The organism is Streptomyces sp. NPDC005955, from assembly GCF_042871255.1.
Taxonomy (GTDB): Bacteria; Actinomycetota; Actinomycetes; order Streptomycetales; family Streptomycetaceae; genus Streptomyces.
On sequence record NZ_JBIAIF010000004.1, the window covers coordinates 463,275 to 484,075 of the forward strand.

The 20,801-nt window shown below is 73.4% G+C and carries 17 protein-coding genes; 11 read left to right on the forward strand and 6 right to left on the reverse strand.

The window, feature by feature from the left end:
- Nucleotides 1–2,175 (reverse strand): GDSL-type esterase/lipase family protein (locus ACFYOU_RS13725; RefSeq protein WP_391305535.1); only part of this gene is annotated, 2,175 nt, incomplete at its 3' end.
- A 695-nt stretch (nucleotides 2,176–2,870) separates the two neighbouring features.
- On the opposite strand from ACFYOU_RS13725, the gene rho reads away from it, so the two are divergent.
- From rho to ACFYOU_RS13760, 7 genes are all read left to right on the forward strand, one after another.
- Nucleotides 2,871–4,034, forward strand: coding sequence for a transcription termination factor Rho (gene rho / locus ACFYOU_RS13730; protein ID WP_391305537.1), 1,164 nt, complete (start codon nucleotides 2,871–2,873; stop codon nucleotides 4,032–4,034).
- 260 nt (nucleotides 4,035–4,294) lie between these two features.
- Complete coding sequence (locus ACFYOU_RS13735) at nucleotides 4,295–5,323, forward strand: methyltransferase (protein ID WP_391305539.1); 1,029 nt, start codon at nucleotides 4,295–4,297, stop codon at nucleotides 5,321–5,323.
- Between the two features lie 82 nt (nucleotides 5,324–5,405).
- Complete coding sequence (gene ligD, locus ACFYOU_RS13740) at nucleotides 5,406–6,434, forward strand: non-homologous end-joining DNA ligase (protein ID WP_391305540.1); 1,029 nt, start codon at nucleotides 5,406–5,408, stop codon at nucleotides 6,432–6,434.
- Nucleotides 6,435–6,551: 117 nt separating this feature from the next.
- Nucleotides 6,552–7,475 carry a zinc metalloprotease HtpX gene (gene htpX, locus ACFYOU_RS13745; protein ID WP_391305542.1) on the forward strand — a complete coding sequence of 308 codons (924 nt, stop codon included), beginning with the start codon at nucleotides 6,552–6,554 and terminating at the stop codon, nucleotides 7,473–7,475.
- Between the two features lie 5 nt (nucleotides 7,476–7,480).
- The gene (locus ACFYOU_RS13750; protein ID WP_391305544.1) at nucleotides 7,481–8,059 is read left to right on the forward strand and encodes a hypothetical protein; all 579 of its coding nucleotides are present in this window, start codon (nucleotides 7,481–7,483) and stop codon (nucleotides 8,057–8,059) included.
- Between the two features lie 86 nt (nucleotides 8,060–8,145).
- Nucleotides 8,146–9,186, forward strand: a complete 1,041-nt coding sequence (locus ACFYOU_RS13755; protein WP_391305545.1) for a PHP domain-containing protein — start codon at nucleotides 8,146–8,148, stop codon at nucleotides 9,184–9,186.
- 81 nt (nucleotides 9,187–9,267) lie between these two features.
- The gene (locus ACFYOU_RS13760) at nucleotides 9,268–10,320 is read left to right on the forward strand and encodes a glutathione S-transferase C-terminal domain-containing protein (protein ID WP_391305547.1); all 1,053 of its coding nucleotides are present in this window, start codon (nucleotides 9,268–9,270) and stop codon (nucleotides 10,318–10,320) included.
- 11 nt (nucleotides 10,321–10,331) lie between these two features.
- Here the strand turns inward: ACFYOU_RS13760 and ACFYOU_RS13765 are convergent, their stop codons facing one another.
- Nucleotides 10,332–11,102, reverse strand: a complete 771-nt coding sequence (locus ACFYOU_RS13765; protein ID WP_389766250.1) for a hypothetical protein — start codon at nucleotides 11,100–11,102, stop codon at nucleotides 10,332–10,334.
- Nucleotides 11,103–11,170: 68 nt separating this feature from the next.
- On the reverse strand, nucleotides 11,171–11,983 hold the full coding sequence (locus ACFYOU_RS13770; RefSeq protein ID WP_391305549.1) for a VOC family protein: 813 nt from the start codon (nucleotides 11,981–11,983) through the stop codon (nucleotides 11,171–11,173).
- 419 nt (nucleotides 11,984–12,402) lie between these two features.
- Here ACFYOU_RS13770 and ACFYOU_RS13775 point away from each other — a divergent pair, with 419 nt between their 5' ends.
- Nucleotides 12,403–13,452: a pentapeptide repeat-containing protein gene (locus ACFYOU_RS13775; RefSeq protein ID WP_391305551.1), complete on the forward strand. Its 1,050-nt coding sequence runs from the start codon at nucleotides 12,403–12,405 to the stop codon at nucleotides 13,450–13,452.
- Nucleotides 13,453–13,525: 73 nt separating this feature from the next.
- On the opposite strand, the gene ACFYOU_RS13780 is transcribed toward ACFYOU_RS13775, so the two are convergent.
- Nucleotides 13,526–13,888: a DUF6479 family protein gene (locus ACFYOU_RS13780; RefSeq protein ID WP_387001215.1), complete on the reverse strand. Its 363-nt coding sequence runs from the start codon at nucleotides 13,886–13,888 to the stop codon at nucleotides 13,526–13,528.
- Nucleotides 13,889–14,162: 274 nt separating this feature from the next.
- Here ACFYOU_RS13780 and ACFYOU_RS13785 point away from each other — a divergent pair, with 274 nt between their 5' ends.
- Entirely contained in the window at nucleotides 14,163–14,819 is a 657-nt protein-coding gene (locus ACFYOU_RS13785) for a hypothetical protein (RefSeq protein WP_391305552.1), read from the forward strand.
- A gap of 63 nt (nucleotides 14,820–14,882) precedes the next feature.
- Here the strand turns inward: ACFYOU_RS13785 and ACFYOU_RS13790 are convergent, their stop codons facing one another.
- Nucleotides 14,883–15,515 (reverse strand): hypothetical protein, encoded by a 633-nt coding sequence (locus ACFYOU_RS13790; RefSeq protein ID WP_391305554.1) that lies wholly within the window; start codon nucleotides 15,513–15,515, stop codon nucleotides 14,883–14,885.
- A 264-nt stretch (nucleotides 15,516–15,779) separates the two neighbouring features.
- Between ACFYOU_RS13790 and ACFYOU_RS13795 the strand changes: the two genes are divergently transcribed.
- Both ACFYOU_RS13795 and ACFYOU_RS13800 read left to right on the forward strand, forming a co-directional pair.
- Nucleotides 15,780–16,220 (forward strand): OsmC family protein, encoded by a 441-nt coding sequence (locus tag ACFYOU_RS13795; protein ID WP_391305556.1) that lies wholly within the window; start codon nucleotides 15,780–15,782, stop codon nucleotides 16,218–16,220.
- Between the two features lie 234 nt (nucleotides 16,221–16,454).
- Nucleotides 16,455–18,227, forward strand: coding sequence for an ABC transporter transmembrane domain-containing protein (locus ACFYOU_RS13800; protein ID WP_391305801.1), 1,773 nt, complete (start codon nucleotides 16,455–16,457; stop codon nucleotides 18,225–18,227).
- 89 nt (nucleotides 18,228–18,316) lie between these two features.
- Here ACFYOU_RS13800 and ACFYOU_RS13805 read toward each other — a convergent pair whose 3' ends face one another.
- The gene (locus ACFYOU_RS13805) at nucleotides 18,317–20,707 is read right to left on the reverse strand and encodes a phosphoketolase (protein WP_391305558.1); all 2,391 of its coding nucleotides are present in this window, start codon (nucleotides 20,705–20,707) and stop codon (nucleotides 18,317–18,319) included.
- Nucleotides 20,708–20,801: the final 94 nt, after the last annotated feature.

Here is a 20,801-nt window from a genome sequence, read left to right on the forward strand (position 1 = left end):
CAAATCAGCAAACCGCACCTGCCAATCCGACCACTGCGTAGAACCAGTCGCCACCTGCCCCAACTTCGTCCACGCACCCTTCCCATCAACATTCTGGTGCGCGTCAACAGAGCCGTTCGGGCCGACCACCAAATAGTCCGCCTTGCCGTCACCGTCCAGGTCGACGTCGTAGTCGCCGTGGAGGCCCGAGGTCGGGGGGACGGGGTGGACGGGGACGTTCTCGGTGATCAGGTTCTCCTGGGCGGCGCCCGTCAGTCCGGCGTAGAAGGCCTCGGCCATCTTCTGGTAGCCGCTGTCGTTGGGGTGCAATCCGTCGGCGAGGTCCGCGTTGTTGAGGGCGCCGAAGTCGACCAGCCTGACCTTGTGTCCCTTGGTCTGGCGCTCATGGACGAGCTGCGGCAGCGCACGGTTGAAGGCGTCCACCCGTGGCTGTGCACCCGCCCTGCTGTTGGGGACGATCGGGGCGACGAGCACGGTGACGTCCGGTGCGGCCGTGACGATCTGGTCGATCAGTTCGGCGAGGCGCGCGGGCGCCCCCGCGACGTGGTAGTCCCGGTTGATGTCGTTGGACCCGAGGTGCAGGGTGACCACGTTCGGCCGGGCGGCGAGCAGCCAGGGGCCGATGCCGGCGGCGATCTGGTCGATCCGGAACCCGGAGTGGCCCTCGTGTTCGGCGTCGGCGTGGGTGCCGTGCCGCAGCGACCCGACGAAGTCCACCGTGGTGGCGTGGCGGTTGAGCAGGTTCCGCAGCTCGGCCCGGTAGCCGTTGCCCGCGGAGCTGCCGACGCCCTGGGTGATGGAGTCACCGAGCGGCATCACGGCGAGTCGGGGAACGCGCCACTGGGGGCGGGTGGGCACTCCGTGCCCCGGGGTCTCACCGCGGTAGGTGTACCGGTTCAGCGCGGTCACGGCGGCCATCGGGTCGCCGTCCTTGTACTGGTCGATCGCGAGGAAGTTGGGCTTCTTGCGGGCCGCGGGCATGCAGAACCGCTCGGCCCGGTCCTGGAGCTTGCGGTTGTCGTTGCCGTAGGTCGGGGCCATCGGGAGGTCACGGAAGTGGTTCATGACGAACAGGCGCCGGAACCCGGGCTCCTCGGCGACCAGCGGTACGTGGCCCCAACGGGTCGTGCACGTCCAGTCGCTGTTGCCGAGGCCCGGGCCCATGCTCCAGTGGTTCTCCACGGTCCAGTCGGACTGGCGCATGACGCCGTAGTCGCTCAGGACGTTGCTGCTGGAGAAGACGACGAGCCGCTTGTTGGTGCGGACCATCTCGGAGACCTTGGGCCAGCCGTCCTTGCGCACCTCGGACGCTTCGGGGTTGTAGATCAACTCGCGCAGACCGGTGGCGCCCTCGAACTCCGTCCGCAGTTTGGCCTCCGTCAGGTAGTCCTCCAGGAAGACCGTGACCACCTCGTTCGGGTTGGCCCGCAGCCAGGTGTCGATGGTCGTCAGCGCCTGGCTGAAGCGCTTGTACCCGAGGGCTTCGCAGGCGGCCTTCTTGTGGCACATGCCGACCACGCCGTGGACGTCATACACGTCGATCATCAGACCGCGGACGCCGAATTCGAGTTGCGCCTGGATCGAGTGCGGCTGGTTGGGCGCGAACGGCGCCGACAGGTCCTCGGTGTTCTGGTAGGAGTTGTGGGTGGTCAGATAGGTCATCTGGTCGTACGTGGGGTCCGCCGGCATGGGCGAGGTCACGGGGGCGATCGGAGTGACGAACCAGGTCGCCTCGTTGCCGGCGCCCGGGGCGAGCGAGAAGGCGTTGCCCACGTCGGCGAGGTGCGCACCGCTGCCGGGCTCGGTGATCCGGTACCGGTCGCCGGCGAGTGGGGTGAACCGCCACTCGGTGTCGGCCCCGCAGTCCCGCAGGGTGGTGAGGTCGGAGGTGCCGCGGCGCCCCAGGCAGAGGGTGGGCCAGTCGGAGTTCTTGATCTGGACGGTGCCGCTGCCGGTCGTCTCCAGCCGCCACTGCTGGTGGTCCTCACCGCCCTTGGGCGGGTTGACCATGACGGTCCGTCCGGACCCGTCGGCGGCGGCCTGGTTCCCGGTTACCAGGTTCTGGAGGTAGACGAGCTCGGTGGGCAGCGCGGCGGGGGCCGCCGCCGCGGTACGGGGACCTCCGGTGAACGCACCGGCCGCGAGCAAGCCGACAGTCAGGGTCACGACAAGCATATGAACGACGGCCCGGTGTGCGGCCCGCGGGGCGCCGGGGCTCCGGCCGGGCAGTGAGCCTGAACGGCGCGGACCGCTCATGGACTTCGGGGGGCGCGGGTCGACGGGGCGGCCGTGGGCCTGCGCCGTGGATCTCGATCTCAAGGGGTACCTCTCCGTCGGTGCGCCGTACGGCCGCCGACGGGCCGGAACGACGCGGAAGATGATCTTCCGGCCTGCCAGACGTCGTCAATCCTCTTGGGGTTCCGCACGGTTGCGGAATCAGCCACGCCCACGGCGCACGAAGCAGCCGCCCCGGCTTCGGATGCGCCTTTCGCTCCGTGCGCCCCCACTTCAGCACCGCTGCGCCCCTGACGCGCCCATCGGGCTGTGTTAGCGTGAGGGAGGCACGTGTGTACGCCGAATCCGGCGCCCGTGTCACCTCATCTTCAGTCCCCCTTCGGGGTCTCCCGCTCAGCACGCATCGCCTTCCGCACCGATCGGCGCCGTCGGGCTCCGTCGTTTCCCGATCGACCGGTGCTCCTACGCACGACGTCGTGGCCGCTCCTCCGGTCATCCGGGCCCTTCCCGGCCCGCGCGGAGGTTCCGACGGGCCGCGATGCCCTCGCCGGGCCCACCGGGCCCTTCCCCTCCCCTGCCATGCCCTGCTCCCCCGCCGCCGTGAAGCGGCATTCCGTGAAAGGACCGGAAACCCCATGACCCTCGCCCTCGAACGCCCCGTCCACACCGCCGCCGACCCCGACGTCCTGACGCCGGTGTCCGGCGTCCTGGACCTGTCCCCGCAGGGACACGGCTTCCTGCGCGGCCCCGATCTCGCGTCCACACCCCGCGACCCCCAGGTCTGTGCCGCCCTGGTCCGCGAGTTCGGGCTGCGCCCGGGGGACAGCGTGGCCGGTCAGGCCGTCGACACGCCGCGCGGCCGACGGCGGGTGCTGACCCGGGTGGACCTCGTCGGCGGACTGCCCGCCGGACGCTCCTCCGCGCGTCCGCACTTCCGCGACCTCACTCCGCTGTACCCGCGGGACCGCCTGCGGATGGAACACCCCGGCGGTCCGCTCACCCTGCGGGTCACCGACCTCATCGCCCCGATGGGCAAGGGCCAGCGCGGTCTGATCGTGGCCCCGCCCAAGAGCGGCAAGACCGTGCTGCTCCAGCAACTCGCCGACGCCGTCACCCGCAACCACCCCGACTGCGTGCTCATGGTCGTCCTCGTCGACGAACGCCCCGAAGAGGTCACGGACCTGCGGCGCGCCGTGCACGGCGAGGTGTACGCGTCCACCTTCGACCGACCCGCGGGGGACCACATCGCGCTCGCGGACCTCGCCGTGGAACGGGCCAAACGCCTGGTCGAACAGGGCAAGGACGTCGTCCTCCTGCTGGATTCGCTGACCCGGCTGTGCCGGGCGCACAACAACGCGGCCGAGGCCGGCGGGCGCACCCTCAGCGGCGGGGTCGACGTGACGGCCCTGACCGGACCGAAGCGGCTGTTCGGCGCCGCGCGCCACGCCGAGGAGGGCGGTTCCCTCACGATCCTCGCCACCGTGCTCGTCGGCACCGGATCGCGGGCGGACGACTACTACTTCGAAGAGTTGAAGAGCACCGGCAACATGGAGCTACGGCTCAGCCGCGACCTCGCGGACAAGCGGGTGTACCCGGCCGTCGACATCACCGCTTCGGGCACCCGCAAGGACGAACTACTGTTCTCCCCACGGGAACTGACGGTTGTTCACGGCATGCGGCGGGCGTTCCTCGGCCGTGACGGGCGCAGCGCCCTGGAGACCCTGCTCGACCGGATGCGGGGCACGGCGTCCAATGCCGCGTTCCTGCGCCAGGTGTCGGGCACCGTGCCCGCGGCATGACGACCTCCCCGCCGGCGCACCGGGGCGAGGAGCAGGAGGGGAACGGGTCGGAAGCCAACTCGCGCCCGGTGCGGGCACGTTGCGCGCGGCTCCCGCCCGGGGCTGGCGCCCCCGCCCCGGGTCCGTCATGATCATCGTGAACCGGGTGCACGGGACCCATCCCCCGTGCGGCAACCGTGCGTTCACCGGGGACGGCGCCGCACGCCCCGGGACCGCCCGGTCCGGTGCGCCCCGACCGACCCTCCCCCGGAGAACGCCACGTGACTGCCGTCGCCCCCTCCCCCGCCACCGCCGTCGACCGGCTGATCCACGAGTCCTGGGGGTTCGTCGCGGACCGGGCGCTCCAGACCGCGGCGGAACTCGGGATACCGGACCTGGTCGCCCAGGGCCCGACGCCCCTGGCCGAGCTCGCCACGGCCACCGACACCCGGCCCGACGCCCTGCTCCGGCAGTTGCGTCCGCTGGTCGCCGTCGGGGCGCTCGGTCTGGACGACGAGGGCCGCTACCTGCCCACCGAGACCAGCCACCTGCTGGAGTCGGACCATCCGGACACCCTGCGCCCCTGGTTCCGGCTGATGTACCGGGTGACCTTCCGGATGTTCGACGACCCGATGGTCAGCCTCCGGACCGGGCGGCCCGCCTTCGAGGAGCGGTTCGGGAACACGTACTTCGGCCACCTGGCCGCCCACCCGGAGGACAACGAGGTCTTCCACGCCGCGATGGCCTCCTTCACCCGCCGCACGGCCCGTGCGGTGGCCACCGCCTACGACTTCACGGACGCCGGTACCCTCACGGACGTCGGCGGCGGCCTCGGCACCCTGGTCGCCGAGGTCCTCGCGCGCACCCCGGGGGCCACCGCAACGGTCTTCGACCTGCCCCGGTTGGCGGAGCCCGCCCGGGCCGCCCTGGCCGAGGCCGGTCTCGGCGACCGCACGGACGTGCGGTCCGGCGACTTCTTCACCGCCGTGCCCGGGGCCGACACCCTCCTGCTCTCCTGGATCCTGCACGACTGGGACGACGAGCAGTCCCTCCGGATCCTGCACAACTGCCGGGCGGCGCAGGACGACGGCCAGGGGCGGCTGCTCATCGTGGAGGCCGTCCTCCCCGAGCGGCCGGGTGATGACCTGGCCACCTCCCTGGACCTGGTGATGCTGTTCGGTCTGGGCGGGCGCGAGCGCACCGGGGCCGAGTACGCCGGGCTGCTGGACGCGGCCGGGTACCGCCACGTGCGGACGCTCCCGCTCGCCTCCGCGCCCGGGATGCACGTGATCGAGGCCCGGACCCGGTAGCCCGGGCGCGGCCGTGCGCCGGTGCGCGCCCCGGGCCATGCTGAGGGCGGGAGGCCGAGCCCCCGGCCCAAGGAGTCCGCCCGTGCCCGACGGAAGCGAACTGCTCAGCTCACTGCCGCCCGAGCAGGTGCGGCTGCTGACCGTGGCCCGCCCCGGACGGGAGCTGGCCGCGCGCCCGATGCTGGCCACCCCCAGCGCACGCCGCGCGTTCTCCGCGCAGTGGGTCTTCGAACGGAAGCTCGACGGCGTGCGGGTGCTGGCCGTGCGGGAGGCCGGCGGCGTCACCCTGCTGTCCCGCAGCGGGCGTCGGGTCGACGACACCTACCCGGAGGTCGTCGCCGCGCTCGCGGCCCAGGAACGCACCGACTTCACCGTGGACGGCGAGATCGTGGCGTACAGCGGTGGCCGGACCGACTTCGGGCTGCTCCAGCAGCGGATGGGCCTCAGCCGCGCGGCCGAGGTCGCGGCGAGCGGGGTGCGCGTCACCTACTGCGCCTTCGACCTGCTGCGACTCGCCGGCGCCGACACCACCGGGCTGCCGCTGCGGGCGCGCAAGTCGCTGCTTCACCGGGCCCTGGTCTACCGGCCGCCGTTGCGGTTCACTCCGCACCGCAACGAGGGGGGCGCCGCGCTGCTCGCCGAGGCGTGCGCCCGCGGCTGGGAGGGGCTGATCGCCAAACGCGCCGACAGCCGCTACCAACCGCGCAGGTCGCCCGATTGGCTGAAGCTCAAGTGCGTCCACGGCCAGGAGTTCGTGATCGGCGGGTTCACCGAGCCCACGGGCGCCCGGGAGGGGTTCGGGGCGCTGCTGCTCGGCACCTACGCCGCCGGGGAACTGCGGTACGCGGGGAAGGTCGGCACCGGATTCGCGCACCGGGCCCTCGTCGACCTGCGGGCCCGGCTGGAGGGGCTGCGGGTGACCGGTTCGCCGTTCGCCGGGCCGGTGGCCGAGCGGCGTCCCCGATGGGTGTCGCCGCAGCTGGTGGCGCAGGTGGAGTTCGCGGAGTGGACCCGGGACGGCATACTGCGCCATCCCCGGTTCGTGGGCCTGCGCGACGACAAGCGGCCCGGGGACGTGGTGCGGGAGCACGACGGGGGCGGCGGGCGGTAGGGCCGCCCCGGCCGGGGCGGCCCCCTGCGCCGCTGTCCTTCGGGCGGCCGATGACGGACCATGGAGGTACCCGGCCCGAAGGTCGGGTACATCGCCCGAACGACGGGGAGGTGGCCCATGCGGAGCCGCTTCGAACCCGATCGACGTCTGACCGCGCGCATGGGGCTGACGCTGTTCCTGCTCGGTCTGCTGTACGTCATCTTCGTGGGAGTGCTGATCGTCCTGCTGAAGTCGTGGGTCCTGGTCGTGGTGATCGCGGCGGGAGCCCTGTGGGCGCAGTACTGGTTCTCCGACCGGATCGCGCTGTACGCCATGCACGGACGGATCGTGACGCCCGCCGAGGAACCCCGGCTGCACGGCGTCGTCGACCGGCTGTGCGCCACGGCGGACATGCCGAAACCCGAGGTCGCGGTCTCGGAACTGGACCTGCCCAACGCGTTCGCGACGGGCCGCAACGCCAACCACGCGGTGGTCTGCGTGACCCGGGGGCTCACCGCGCGGCTGGAGCCCGAGGAACTGGAGGGGGTGCTCGCGCACGAGCTGTCGCACATCGCGCACCGGGACGTCGCCGTGATCACGGTCGCCTCGTTCCTGGGGGTGCTCGCCGGCATCGCGGTGCGGTTCGCGTTCTACTCGGGAATGGTGGGCGGCCGGCGGCGCGCCGACCAGAACACCTTCGTCGTCGTGCTCACCGTGGTGGCGGTGTCCGCGGCGGTGTACGCGATCAGTTTCCTGCTGATCAGGGCCCTGTCCCGGTACCGGGAGCTGGCCGCGGACCGGGCCGCCGCGCTGCTCACCGGCCGCCCCTCGGCCCTGGCGTCGGCGCTGACCAAGCTGACCGGTGACATCGCGCGCATCCCCACCTCGGACCTGCGCACCGCGCAGGCGTTCAGCGCGTTCTACTTCGCGCCCGCGATCAGCGGGGAGGCGAGCCCGACGCTGTCCCGGCTGTTGTCGACGCACCCCCCGCTTGAGACCCGGTTGGACCAGTTGGCCAGGATCACCGAGCAGCTCGGTCCGGCGGCCGGGCAGCGGAGCTGAGCGCCGTGCGGTTCCTCGACGCCCTCTTCGGCCGGACCCGTCCCGTCCCGCCCGACCTGGACAACCTGTTCGCGGTGCCCGGAGCGGCGCTCACCCTGAGTGCGGCGGTCGGCTTCTCCCCCACCGGGGTGGGGTCGGTGTGCTTCTCCAGCGTCGAGGGCGCGGAGTTCGCCCGGATCACGCAGGAGGTGCGGGAGCTGCTGGCCGCGGACACCGCACGGTCCGGCCCGCCCGTGGAGTCGGCCCAGGACCCGTTCGGGTACTCGTGGCTGGTGTCACGGCGCGCCCCGGACGACCTTCCGGCCCTGGTCAGCGATCTGCACGCGGTGAATTCGACCCTCCAGGACGGGGGCTTCGGGCCCCAGCTCCTCTGTTCGCTGATCGGCTTCGGCGATCCCGGTGGGCGCCCGCTGGCCCTGGTGTACCTGTACAAGCGGGGCACGTTCTACCCCTTCGCGCCGCTGTCCGGACAGCGGCGGGACAACGCCCTGGAGCTCCAGGTGCGGGCGGCCCTGTCGGACGAGCTGCGGGTGGAGGCGGACCTGTCCCGCTGGTTCGCGCTGTGGGGCGCCCCGGGGCTCTGAACCGCAGGTGCCGCGGGGCCGTCGTGCGGGCCCCCACCGGGTGGGTGAAGCTGGAGCCACGGGGGCGAAGCCCGGTGGGAGGCGAGATGGAGCCGGTGGAGGCGCTGGAACGCATCGCGTTCCTGCTGGAGCGCTCGCTCGCCCCGGCCTACCGGGCGAAGGCGTTCCGCACCGCGGCCGGGGTGGTGGCGGCGCTGTCCGCGGACGAGGTGTCCCAGCGGGTGTCGGCCGGCTCGCTGGCCAAGGTCAAGGGCATCGGCCCGAAGACCGCGCAAGTGGTGCGGGAAGCGCTCCAGGGGCGGGTTCCGGAGTACCTGGCACGGGTGGAGGAGGAGTCCGGCGGCCCCCTCACCCAGGAGGGAGGGGAACTGCGGCGACGGCTGCGCGGCGACTGCCATCTGCACTCCGACTGGTCGGACGGCGGCAGCCCCGTCGAGCAGATGGCGCGCACGGCGGCGGCGCTCGGCCATGACTGGGCGGTGCTCACCGACCACTCGCCGCGACTGAAGGTGGCCCGCGGGCTGTCGCCCGAGCGGCTGCGCGCCCAGCTCGCCGACCTCGCCGCGCTGGCCGGGCCGCTGGCACCGTTCCGGCTGCTCAAGGGCATCGAGTGCGACATCCTGGACGACGGCTCGCTCGACCAGGAACCGGAGTTGCTGGACGCGTTGGACCTGGTCGTGGTGTCGGTGCACTCGAAGCTGCGGATGGACGCCGCGGCGATGACCCGGCGGATGGTGGCCGCGGTGCGCGATCCGCACTCCGACGTGCTCGGTCACTGCACGGGCCGGCTGTTGGGCGACCCCGGCCGCCCCGAGTCCTCCTTCGACGCGGACGCGGTGTTCGCCGCGTGCGCCGAGACGGGCACCGCGGTCGAGATCAACTGCCGTCCCGAGCGGCTCGATCCGCCGCGCCGGCTGTTGCGCCGTGCGGTGGCGGCGGGGGTGCTCTTCGCCGTCGACACGGACGCGCACGCTCCGGGGCAACTCGACTGGCAGCCCTACGGGTGTGCCCGCGCCGAGGAGTGCGGCGTGCCGGCGGAGCGGATCGTCAACACTTGGACCGTGGACGAGGTGGTGGCCTGGACGACGACCCGCCGGACCCCCGCCCCTTTCGGGGCGCGGGCCTGAAGCGCGGGCGCCCGGTGCAGGTCCCACACGGGTCCGGCGTCGCACGACGCCGGGCGGGAACGACTGAGGGGAACGTGTCTGATGAGCCCGACCAACGGCGCCGCGGACGGCACCGCGAGCAGCAACGCCGCGTACGGCAAGAAGCCGTTCAAACGCTCGCGCAGCCACTTCGCGGACCGCATCACCGCGGACGGACGGGACGGTTGGCCGGTGGAGGCGGGACGCTACCGGCTGGTGGTGAGCCGGGCCTGTCCGTGGGCGAACCGCACCATGATCTCCCGGCGGCTGCTGGGGTTGGAGGCGGCGCTGTCCCTGGCGATCACGGACCCGATCCAGGACGACCGCAGTTGGCGGTTCACGCTCGACCCCGAGGACCGGGACCCGGTGCTCGGCATCCGGTACCTCAGTGAGGCGTACGACGCCCGGGAGACCGGGTATCCGGGCGGGGTCAGCGTGCCCGCGATCGTGGACGTGCCCAGCGGGAAGCTCGTCACCAACGACTTCCAGCAGATCACCCTGGACTTCGCCACCCAGTGGACGGCCCTGCACCGCGAGGGCGCGCCGGACCTCTATCCGGTCGCGCTGCGGGAGGAGATCGACACCGTGATGGAGGACGTCTACCAGGACGTCAACAACGGGGTGTACCGCTCCGGTTTCGCAGCGGACCAGGAGACGTACGAGAAGGCGTGCCGTGCGCTGTTCCGACGGCTGGACGAGCTGACGGAGCGGCTGTCGGACCAGCGGTACCTGGTCGGGGAGTCGATCACGGAAGCGGACGTCCGGCTGTTCACGACCCTGGTGCGCTTCGATCCCGTCTACCACGGCCACTTCAAGTGCAATCTGTGGAAGATCGCCGAGAACCCGGTGCTCTGGGCCTACGCCCGTGACCTCTACCAGACCCCGGGGTTCGGGGACACGGTCGACTTCGACCACGTCAAGCGGCACTACTACCAGGTCCACACGGGGGTGAACCCGACGGGGATCGTGCCGCTGGGCCCCGATCTGACCGGGTGGCTCGCCCCGCACGGTCGGGAGCGGCTGGGCGGCCGTCCCTTCGGTGACGGGACCCCGCCGGGTCCGGTGCCGCCGGGTGAGGAGGTTCCGCCGGCGGGCCGTCCGGTGCCGCGGCACTGACCGCACCGGCCCTAGGGCCGGTGCGGTGGCGGGCCGGGCAGGCTCGGGGTGGGGCGCCCGCCGATCAGGTAGGTGACCCGCCGGCTCAGCCCGCTCCAGCGGCGGTCGTGGTGGTAGGCCCGGGTGAGGGCGCGGGCCCGGGCCCGCGGGCGGCGGCGGTAACAGCGCCGGGCCCACGGGGAGGTGGGGCGGGCCAGCCGGAGGGCTCCGACGAGGGCGACGAAGGGGACCAGGACGCCGAGGACCGCGATCCTCGTCTTGCCCTTCAGCAGGGAGACGAGCGACAGCAGCAGGTTCCCGGCGATGGTGAGGAGGGCGCCCGCCCGGTCCTGGACCTCCGCGCCGGAGAGGTCGTTGACGCCGAACGGCGAGAACCCGAGGAGCAGCAGCGAGGCGAGGGCCACGGTGATGACGACGACCTCGACGCTCTTGGTCCCCTCGCTGGTCCAGTACACGTCGCTGAGGTAGAGGACCAGCGCGAACTCGTCGAGCACCAGTCCGGTGCCCACGCCGAACAGGACGGCGGCCAGACCCGAGCCGAAGCCGTGGCCCTCCCCGGCGATGACGGTGAAGCCGCCGACGACCATGAGGAGGATGCCGGGCACGACGTGGTGGATGTGGAGCCCGCCCGGGGTGACGTTGCGGAAGGGTCCCTTCCCGGCGCGGATCATGCGGGTCACCAGTCGGGTGACGGCGAAGGTGAGCACGAAGGACACCAGGGCGAGCAGCAGCGGGAGCTTGCCCGGTTCGACGATCTCGCGGTGCCACCAGCCGCCGTCCACCGGTCACCGTGCCCCGGCGGTGGGGACGCGCGCGCCGTGGGCGGGGGCGCCGTGGGCGGTGCGGCGGCTCATTCGCGGGGGACGTCGCTGGTGACCGTGAACAGGCCGCCGTCGGGGTCGCGCAGCGTCACGTCGGGGCCGTACGGGGTGGCCTCCCGGGCGACTTCCTGCCCGCCGTGGGCGAGGGCGGCCCGGACGCAGGTCTCGACGTCGGCGACCGCGAAGTACACCTGCCAGCGGGGGCGGACCGCGGGGTCGGCGGCCGATTCGGCGGTGCCGGAGCTGAGCCGGGCCACGAGGTGGCCGCCGCTGCGGAGCACGACCTCGTCGTGTTCGTAGCCGACGTCGCAGCAGCCGGGGCGGTCGCAGGCCCATTCGAGGACCTCGCCGTAGAAGATCGCCGCGTCGAAGGCGTTGCGGGTGCGCAGCCTGATCCAGGCGGGGGCGTCCTTGTGCCAGATGTCCCACCCCGCGTAGAGGCTTCCGGCCCAGATCCCGAAGACGGCGCCGTCCCGGTCGGCCGCGAGGGCGCCCCGGCCCCCGGCCAGGGAGAGGGGGCCGACGGCGACCGTGCCGCTGCGTTCGCGGATGCGGGCGGCGGTGACGTCGACGTCGCTCACCGCGAAGTAGGGCGTCCAGGCCACGGCCATCCGGAGCGTGGACGCGAGGGCGCCGATGCCCGCCACGGGCACCCCGGCGCTGACCGCCACGCTGAAGTCGTCGCCGAGGCGTCCCTTGCGGAACGTCCAGCCGAAGACACGGCCGTAGAACTCCTGCGCCGCGCCGAGGTCGCGGGCCAACAGGCTCACCCAGCAGGGAGCACCGAAGACGGCGTCGGTGGTCAGGGGCTGTTCGGCGTTCGCCGGGGTTTCCTCGTCCATGGCAGGTCCATCGCAGGTCCGTCGCAGGTCCGCCGGGGCTCCGGTCGCCGTCGGTGGCCCCGCACCGGGGAAAGCCGCCGAACGACGACGGGCCTGACGGGGGGGCGCCGCGGTTGACGGTCGGCCGCCGTCCACGGGACCGGCGGGGCCCGTGGTCTGCCCCCAGCCTGCCAGCAATCGAGGGGCGCCGCAGGGCGGACGTCCCGGACGCGCCGGCGCGGTACGGGACGGTCACCCGTGAGGGGCGCCGGGCCGGCGGGGGCGGGGTGGTGGCGCCGGGCACGGCGTTCGGGTGAGGGGCGGGCGGGGACCGCGCACGATCTCCGGAGGGGACAATGGGCGGGTACCGGAGGGGTCCGCCGGGAGCGGCGGGGCAAGACCGTCGTCCGGGGCGCCCCGTGAGCGCTCAGGAGGGTTGCGTGGAGTCGTCCCGGCGGGATGCCGTCCCCGGAGCCGGAGTTCCGTCCCCCGCCCGTGCCGCGGCGTCCGAGCCGGCGGGGCCGCCGGTCGGCGCGCCGGAGCTACGCGAGCTGCCGGTACTGCCGGAGCTGCGGGCTGACTGTTCGCGCTGCTTCGCGCTGTGTTGCGTGGCGCTGCCCTTCGCCAGGTCGACGGACTTCGCGGTGGACAAACCGGCCGGGAAGCCGTGCGGCAACCTGGGCGCGGACTTCCGCTGCGGCATCCACCGGGACCTGCGGCGCAGCGGGTACACCGGCTGCACGGTCTTCGACTGTGCCGGCGCCGGGCAGCAGGTGTCCCAGGTGACGTTCGGAGGTCGGGACTGGCGCGCGGACCGGTCCGTCGCGGGGCCGATGTTCGCGGTGTTCCCGGTCATGCGGCAGCTCCACGAGTTGCTGCGCTACCTCCAGGAGGTCGTGCGGCACCCCGGGGCGCGCGCCGTGCACGGGGAGCTGTCCGCGGCCTGCGCGCGGGTGACGGCCCTCACCTTCGCCGACGCGGACGTGCTCGCCCGGCTCGACGTGCCCGAGGTGCGGCACGAGGTCAGCGAGCTGCTGCTGCGGGCCAGTGAGTCGGTGCGGGCCGGGCAGCGGGGCCGTGAGCTGCGGGGCGCGGATCTGTTCGGGGCCCGGTTGCGCGGGGCGCGGCTGCGGGGCGCGAGCCTGCGCGGGGCGCTGCTGGTGGCCGCGGACCTGTCCGGCGCCGATCTGCGGGGCGCGGACGTGATCGGTGCGGACCTGCGGGACGCGGATCTGCGCGGGGCCGACCTGACGGGCTGCCTGTTCCTGACCCAGGCGCAGGTGGACGCGGCACGGGGCGACGCGGCGACCCTGCTGCCCGAGGGGTTCGTGCGGCCGGAGCACTGGGGTGCCGTCACCCCGTCGGGCCAGCGTGGCGACGCCGGGCGGCGCAGCGGCTCGGCGACGGGAAACGGCTCCGGGCAGGGGAACGGCTCCGCGGGCCGGAGCGGTTCGGGTGGCCGGAGCGGTCGGGGTGCGCGCCGGCGCTGATCGGGGGCGTACGGGAGTTCCGCGCGGCGGGTGCCGCGCGGAACTCCCGGGTCGCGGTGGTCGTCCGGTCCGGTCAGTGCGCCCCGCCGCCGCCACCTCCGAAGGAGCCGCTGTGTCCGGGGGTCCAGCGCCTGCGGCGCTGGTCCTCGCTGCGTTTGTTGGGCAGGTGACCGTGGAGCTGGTAGGGGTTCAGGCCGCCCTGTTTGTCGAGGGGGAGGACGTCCGGCTCGCGGCGCTCGCTGATCTCCCGGACGGCGCCGCCCTCCGGTAGGTGGGTTTGCTCCTCACGGGTGGGAGGGTCGGGCTCCCTGCTGCGCACGCCGATGCCGACCCAGACGATCCAGATCAGCGCGCCGACGATGATCGCTCCGGCGACGATCGGGATGGCCACGAGGGCCCCGTTGGGCGCTGCCAGAAAAAACGCATTTGCGGTCATATCACCCGAATACCCTTCCGGGAGTCACCCCAGTCCTCCCGCGCCCGACCACTGTCCGAAGAGCACGCAGCGCCCTGCGGACGTGACGTTGGGTGACGGAGGCGCGTTCCGTCCGGCGGCTGCGGCCCGGGCGGTCCGGTGCGCCCGGATGGCCCCTGCCGAGCGGCGCCGGCGCCGGCGGACTCCTAGCGTCCAAGCCAGCAGGGATCCTGCGCGACTGACCGACGACTCCGCGGCCCGCCTCCGGGCCCGCCCGGAGGACGGGAGTGATGTGATGCGGGCGATCGTACGGACTTCGGGGGCCGTCGCCGTGGCGGCGGTCCTCGCACTGACCGCCGCCCCGGCCGCGGGGGCGGCAGACGGCGTGCCACCCCCGCCGCAGGACGCGGTGCCACGGGTCGAGGACGACGCGGTGCCGCTGGTCGAGGAAGGGGGTCCCGCCCAGGAGCAGCCGCCGGCCGCTTGGGAGGTGGGGGTCACCCCGACCCATGTGCGCCCGGGCGAGACGGTGACGCTCACCTCCCGGGGGTGCCGGGTTCCCCGGGTCAGCGTGGACTCGGGACTCTTCGAGCTCACCGAGTTCACCGAGGGCCGTTCCGCGCCGGCCGTCGTGTCCCTGGACGCCGAACCGGCGGCCGAGCACGAGGTGACGTTCACCTGCGACGGTCAGGCCAAGGCCGTACGGGTCACCCTCGGCGAACGGGACGGGGCCGGGCTCCACGAGCCCGCGCGCCCGCAGCCGGGCCACGAGGAGGGGGTCGTCCACCCGCCGGAGCCGCTGGAGGACGAGGGCCGCAAGGGGGTGCGGGCCGGGTTCGGCGGCGACTTCGGACGGCTCGGTCCGGTGCAGCTCGCCCTGGGCGCCACCCTGGTCACGGGCTCCCTCGCCGCCGCGGCGTACTTCGCCGTGCGACGCCGCGCGACCCGGTGAGCCCGGCGGGGACGACCCGGTGGCCGTCCGGGCGGGTCGGTGCGGTGCTGCGGCGACCGGGGGTCAGTGGCGGCGGGCGCGGGCGCGTCGCCGTAGCGCGAGACCCACTCCCAGGACCCCCGCGGCCAGGAGCCCGGTCCCGGCCATGACCTCGGTCGGGGTCGGGTGGCCGGCGAAGGTTCCCCCGAGGCCGCCGCGCACCCCGCCCGCCGTGGGCGAACCGCTCGACGGGGCCGGGGCGCGACCCGGAGCCGACGGAGCGCTCGACACCGGTGCGGGCGCGACGGGCACGGGAGCGGGGGTGCGGGTCGCCGGCGGCGTCGACGCGGCCGACCCGCCGACGAGCATGCTCGCGATCCACCGGCTGTCCGGGCCGCCGCAGTCGCCGTCGAGGCCCACGGCCGTCGCCCCGGTGAGGTCGCGGGACAGCCGGCCGGTGGCCTGGAAGCGTCCGCCGCCGGCCGGGGAAAGGGTCAGCGGTGCGGCGAGCCCCTGTCCGTTGCCCACCCGGGGCGTCGGCGAGGTGACCGCCGAACAGTCGACGATGAGGGTGAAGGACCCTCCCGGTGCGACCACCGAAGGGGTCACCGCGGCGCTGGCACCGCCCGCGTCGACGGCCATCGCGCCGGGTGCGCCGCCGAGTACCGGTACCAGTGCGGCAGCGATGACCGCGAACGCCGTGCGCCTACGGAACATGGGGGGGTGTCCTCTCCGTCTTCCACCTCGGTCACCGCGCGGTCCCGGGTGGGCCCGGCGGAGCCCGAGCCGTCTCAGCCCCTATCTCCTGATGTGCTGATGAATAATCACCCTTGCCGCATTACCGCCGATTCGGCCCATCGGGGGTCGCGGGGCTCGCTCCTCCCGGTCCGGGGGCGGCCGCGGCGGGCGCCCGTGTGGCCGGGACGCGCGGACCACGGTTCGATGGCGGGGTGAAGCACGGCCCGCCGAGGAGGAACCGCCATGGCCGACTACCGCATCGAGACCGTCCGCAACGGTCACCGGGACTGGACCGCCCGCAACGACCGGGGCGCGGAGGTCCGGATCGGCGCGGCCGACGACCCCCTCGTCCAGCCCTCCTTCACCCCCGTGGAACTGCTGCTGGCCGCGATCGGCGGCTGCGGCGGACTCGTCGTCGACCGCACCGCACGGACCGTCGAACACCCGAACCTACGCATCACGGTGGAGTCGAGGTCCCTCCCTGAGGATGACGGCCGGGTGGGGAGGGTGCGCGTAACGTACGAGATGGTTCTGCCCGAGGGCGACGACCGGGCTGCCGAGGTCTTCGCACGCGGTGTCCGCCTCACCCACGAGAGGTACTGCACCGTGAGCCGCACCGTGGAGCACGGCGCCCGGGTCGAGGCCGTCCTGCCGGACGGAACGGTCGCCTTCGCGGCGGGCTGACCGCCGTGCCGCCAGGATGCGAACGGGCCGGCGGACGGACGAGTGGCCCGACCTCCGAGGGGACCCGTGGACGTACAGCACGACGATCGACGACCAGCACCATCCGCCCGACCCGCACCGCGTCCACCGCGGCCCCGCACCGCGCCGGTCGGTGACTTCGACCCCGCCGACCCGAAGCCGAACCGCCCGGATCAGCCCGATCGGCCCGACGCGGTGGACGCTCCGCCGTGGCGGATGCTCCTGGAGTACGCCAAGCCGCACCGGTGGGCGCTGCTCGGCGGCGCCCTGCTGGGCCTCCTCACCGGAGCCACCGGGCTGGCGCTGCCCCTGGTGGCGAAGACCCTCATCGAGAACCTGGGCCGGGACGAGTCCATCGCCGGCCCGCTCGTCCTGATGTCGTCCCTGGTGCTGCTGAACGCCGTGATCGGCGCGCTCGGCGGGTACCTGCTGCGCCGCACCGCCGAGTCGGTGGTCCTCGGCGCCCGGCGCCGGCTCACCTCGTACCTGCTGCGCCTACGGATCTCCGCGATGGACCGCAGCGAGCCCGGCGACCTGATGGCCCGGGTCACCTCGGACACCACGCTGCTGCGCGAGGTCACCACCGACGCGCTCGTCGGGCTGGGCACCGGCGGTCTCACCCTGGTGGCGACCCTGGTGATGATGGGCTGGACCGACCCGGTGCTGCTCGGCGTCACCTTCGGGGTGATCGTCCTCGCCGGTGCGGTCCTCGGGACGATCGTGCCGCGGATCAACAAGGCCACCAAACGCGCCCAGGAGTCGGTGGGGCTGATGGGCGCGGCACTGGAACGCGTCCTCGGCTCCCTGCGGACCGTGAAGGCGTCCGGTGCGGAGCTGCGCGAGGAGGAGGCGGTGCACCGGGCGGCCGAGGACTCCTGGCGGCAGAGCGTGCGGGCCGCCAAGTGGGAGGCGATAGCCGGGAACACCGCCGGACTCGCCATCCAGGTCGCCTTCCTGACCGTGCTCGCCGTGGGCGGCGCCCGGGTCGCCACCGGGGCGATCTCGGTGGGCACCCTGGTGGCGTTCCTGCTGTACGTGTTCTATCTGATGAGCCCGATCCAGCAGGTGGTGTCGGCGGTGATGCAGTACCAGACGGGGTCCGCCGCGGTGGTGCGCATCCAGGAGGCCCAGCGGTTGCCCGGGGAGCCCGCCACGGGCCCGGTACCGCTGCCCGGACCGGACGAGCCGCCGCTGTCCCTCGCCTTCGACCGGGTGCACTTCCGCTACGACGACGAGGCCCCGCCCGTCCACCACGGGGTGACGTTCGAGGTGCCGGCGCGCGGGATGACCGCGTTCGTGGGGCCGTCCGGAGCGGGCAAGACGACGGTGTTCTCGCTCATCGAACGGTTCTACGACCCCACGGCGGGCCGGATCGAGGTCGACGGACGGCCGGTGGGCGACTGGGAGCTGTCCCGGCTGCGCGCCGCCATCGGGTACGTCGAGCAGGACGCCCCGGTGCTCTCCGGCACGCTGCGCGACAACCTGCTGCTCGGCAACCCCTCGGCGTCCGAGGACGACATCCGGCAGGTGATCCGGACGACCCGGCTCAGTGCGCTGGTCGAACGGCTGCCGGACGGGCTCGGCACCCTCGTGGGGCACCGGGGGACCAAGCTGTCGGGCGGTGAGCGGCAGCGGGTGGCGATCGCCCGGGCCCTGCTGCGGCGCCCCCGACTGCTGATGCTGGACGAGGCGACGAGCCAACTCGACGCGGTCAACGAGGCCGCGCTGCGGGACACCGTGGCGGAGGTCGCCCGGACCACCACGGTCCTCGTCGTCGCCCACCGGCTGTCCACGGTGACCCTGGCGGACCGGATCGTGGTCATGGACGCGGGGCGGGTGCGTGCGGTGGGCACCCACCAGGAACTGGTGGGCGAGGACGCGCTGTACGCGGAGCTGGCGACCACCCAGTTCCTCACCGGCGAGGGTGCCGACGGCTCCCCGCCCGAGGAGGGATCCGTCCCCGCGGCGGCCCCCACGACGCCGGGTTAGGTCCCTCGGACGCCCCGGGGCGGCAGCGCGCCGGGGCGTCACGTTCCGGCGCGCTGCCGCGCAGGCCCGGGCCCGCCCCAGCGGGTCGATCAGCCCGTCCAGGTCCAGTCGGCGACCTCCGGCAGGTCCGTTCCGTGTTCCCGGATCCACCGGTGGTGACGGGTACGGGCGTCGGCCATGGCCTGGCGCAGCGCCACCGCCCGGACGCCCAGCCCGGGCACCCGGTCCACCACGTCCATGACCAGCCGGTAGCGGTCGAGGTCGTTGCGGACGACCATGTCGAAGGGCGTGGTGGTGGTGCCCTCCTCCTTGTAACCACGCACGTGCAGATGCGCGTGACCGGTGCGCCGGTACGCCAGCCTGTGCACCAGCCACGGATAGCCGTGGTAGGCGAAGACGACCGGCTTGTCCGGCGTGAACAGGGCGTCGTACTCGAAGTCCGTCATTCCGTGCGGGTGTTCGCCCTGGGGAAGCAGTCGCGCCATGTCCACCACGTTCACCACCCGCACCGCCAGGTCGGGCAGGTGGCGGCGGAGCAGGTCGGCGGCGGCCAACACCTCCAGGGTGGGCACGTCACCGGCGCACGCCAGCACCACGTCGGGCCCGTCGCCCCGCCCCGCCCCCTCCGTCCCGGCCCACTCCCAGACGCCGGCCCCCCGGGCGCAGTGCGCGCGCGCCTCGTCGAGGGTGAGCCAGTCGAAGGTCGGCTGTTTGCCGGCCACCACCACGTTGACCAGGTCACGGCTGCGCAGCACGTGGTCGGCGGTGGCGAGCAGGGTGTTGGTGTCCGGCGGCAGGTAGACGCGCACCACCTCGGGGCTCTTGTTGAGCACGTGGTCCACGAAGCCGGGGTCCTGGTGGGAGAAGCCGTTGTGGTCCTGGCGCCACACGTGCGAGGTGAGGAGGTAGTTCAACGAGGCGATGGGGCGGCGCCACGCCAGGCGACGGGCGGTCCTGAGCCACTTGATGTGCTGGTTGACCATCGAGTCGACGATGTGCGCGAACGCCTCGTAGCTGGAGAACACCCCGTGCCGACCGGTCAGGAGGTAGCCCTCCAGCCAGCCCTGACACAGGTGCTCGGAAAGCACCTCCATCACCCGGCCGTCCCGGGCGAGGTCCTGGTCCGTGTCGAGGAACTCGCCCTGCCACGCCTTGGCGGTGACCTCGTAGAGCGCGTCCAGCCGGTTGGAGGAGGTCTCGTCGGGGCCCATGACCCTGAAGTCACGGCGCCGGGCGGTGTCCCGCATGACCGCGGCGAGCAACCCGCCCAGGACCCGGGTGGGTTCGTGGACGCCGGTGCCGCGCTTGTCCACGGTCACCCCGTGGTCCTCCAGCGGCGGGAGCGGCAGGTCGCGCAGGAGCAGTCCGCCGTTGGCGTGCGGGCTGGCGCCCAGCCGGTGGACGCCCTCGGGGACGACGGACAGCACCTGTGCGGTGGGGCGGCCCGTCGGGTCGAACAGTTCCTCGGGCCGGTAGGACCGGAGCCATCCCTCCAGTTGTCGCAGGTGGTCCGGATCGTCGCGGACCCCGGCCAGCGGGACCTGGTGCGAGCGCCAGGTGTTCTCCACCGGCACCCCGTCCACCTCGGACGGCCCGGTCCAGCCCTTGGGGGTGCGCAGGACGATCACCGGCCAGCGGGGGCGCTCGGGGCTGCGCCCCTCCCGCGCCTGCCGCTGGAAGGTGTCGATGCGGTCCAGGGCGGTGTCCAGGGTCGCGGCCATGGCGTGGTGCACGGCCAGCGGGTCGTCACCGCTCACGTGCAGCGGTTCGTGTCCGTAGCCGCGCAACAGGTCGTCCAGCTCGTCCTCGGGAAGGCGGGCCAGCACGGTCGGGTTGCTGATCTTGTACCCGTTGAGGTGGAGGATCGGCAGGACCGCGCCGTCGCGCACCGGGTCGAGGAACTTGTTGGAGTGCCAGGAGGTGGCGAGCGGGCCGGTCTCGGCCTCGCCGTCCCCGATGACGCAGGCGACGAGGAGCCGCGGGTTGTCCAGGGCGGCGCCGTAGGCGTGGGCGAGGGAGTAGCCGAGTTCGCCGCCCTCGTGGACGGAACCGGGCACCTCGGGCGCGATGTGGCTGGGCACTCCGCCGGGGAACGAGAACTGTCGGAACAGCAGTTCCATGCCGTCGGCGTCCCTGCTGACGTCGGGGTACGTCTCCGAGTAGGTGCCCTCCAGCCAGGAGTTGGCGAGCACGGCGGGACCTCCGTGGCCCGGGCCCCAGACGCACAGCGCGTCCAGGTCCCGGGCGCGGATCACCCGGTTGAGGTGGGTGTGCACGAGGTTCAGCCCGGGCGAGGTCCCCCAGTGGCCGAGCAGTCGGGGCTTGATGTGCTCGGGGCGCAACGGCTCGGTGAGCAGGGGGTTGGCCATCAGATAGATCTGGCCGACGGCCAGGTAGTTGGCGGCCCGCCAGTGGGCGTCCAGTGCGGCTGCTTCGGTGTCGGTGAGTGCGGTGGGAGCCGGTGTGCGGACGTCCGGCATGGGCCTCATCTCCTGATGCGTCGGCTGTTCCACGTACGTGGTGCTGTTCCGACCCTGGCTCCGTCGGGCCGGGCACGCAACGCAGACGGCCCGC

What these genes read in the sequence shown, in the direction of transcription:
- ACFYOU_RS13805 (WP_391305558.1), bottom strand. Translation starts at nt 20,707, where the DNA reads ATGCCGGACGTCCGCACACCGGCTCCCACCGCACTCACCGACACCGAA.
- ACFYOU_RS13800 (WP_391305801.1), top strand. Translation starts at nt 16,455, where the DNA reads ATGCTCCTGGAGTACGCCAAGCCGCACCGGTGGGCGCTGCTCGGCGGC.
- ACFYOU_RS13780 (WP_387001215.1), bottom strand. Translation starts at nt 13,888, where the DNA reads ATGACCGCAAATGCGTTTTTTCTGGCAGCGCCCAACGGGGCCCTCGTG.
- htpX (WP_391305542.1), top strand. Translation starts at nt 6,552, where the DNA reads ATGCGGAGCCGCTTCGAACCCGATCGACGTCTGACCGCGCGCATGGGG.
- ACFYOU_RS13755 (WP_391305545.1), top strand. Translation starts at nt 8,146, where the DNA reads ATGGAGCCGGTGGAGGCGCTGGAACGCATCGCGTTCCTGCTGGAGCGC.
- ACFYOU_RS13795 (WP_391305556.1), top strand. Translation starts at nt 15,780, where the DNA reads ATGGCCGACTACCGCATCGAGACCGTCCGCAACGGTCACCGGGACTGG.
- rho (WP_391305537.1), top strand. Translation starts at nt 2,871, where the DNA reads ATGACCCTCGCCCTCGAACGCCCCGTCCACACCGCCGCCGACCCCGAC.
- ACFYOU_RS13790 (WP_391305554.1), bottom strand. Translation starts at nt 15,515, where the DNA reads ATGTTCCGTAGGCGCACGGCGTTCGCGGTCATCGCTGCCGCACTGGTA.
- ACFYOU_RS13785 (WP_391305552.1), top strand. Translation starts at nt 14,163, where the DNA reads ATGCGGGCGATCGTACGGACTTCGGGGGCCGTCGCCGTGGCGGCGGTC.
- ACFYOU_RS13770 (WP_391305549.1), bottom strand. Translation starts at nt 11,983, where the DNA reads ATGGACGAGGAAACCCCGGCGAACGCCGAACAGCCCCTGACCACCGAC.
- ACFYOU_RS13760 (WP_391305547.1), top strand. Translation starts at nt 9,268, where the DNA reads ATGAGCCCGACCAACGGCGCCGCGGACGGCACCGCGAGCAGCAACGCC.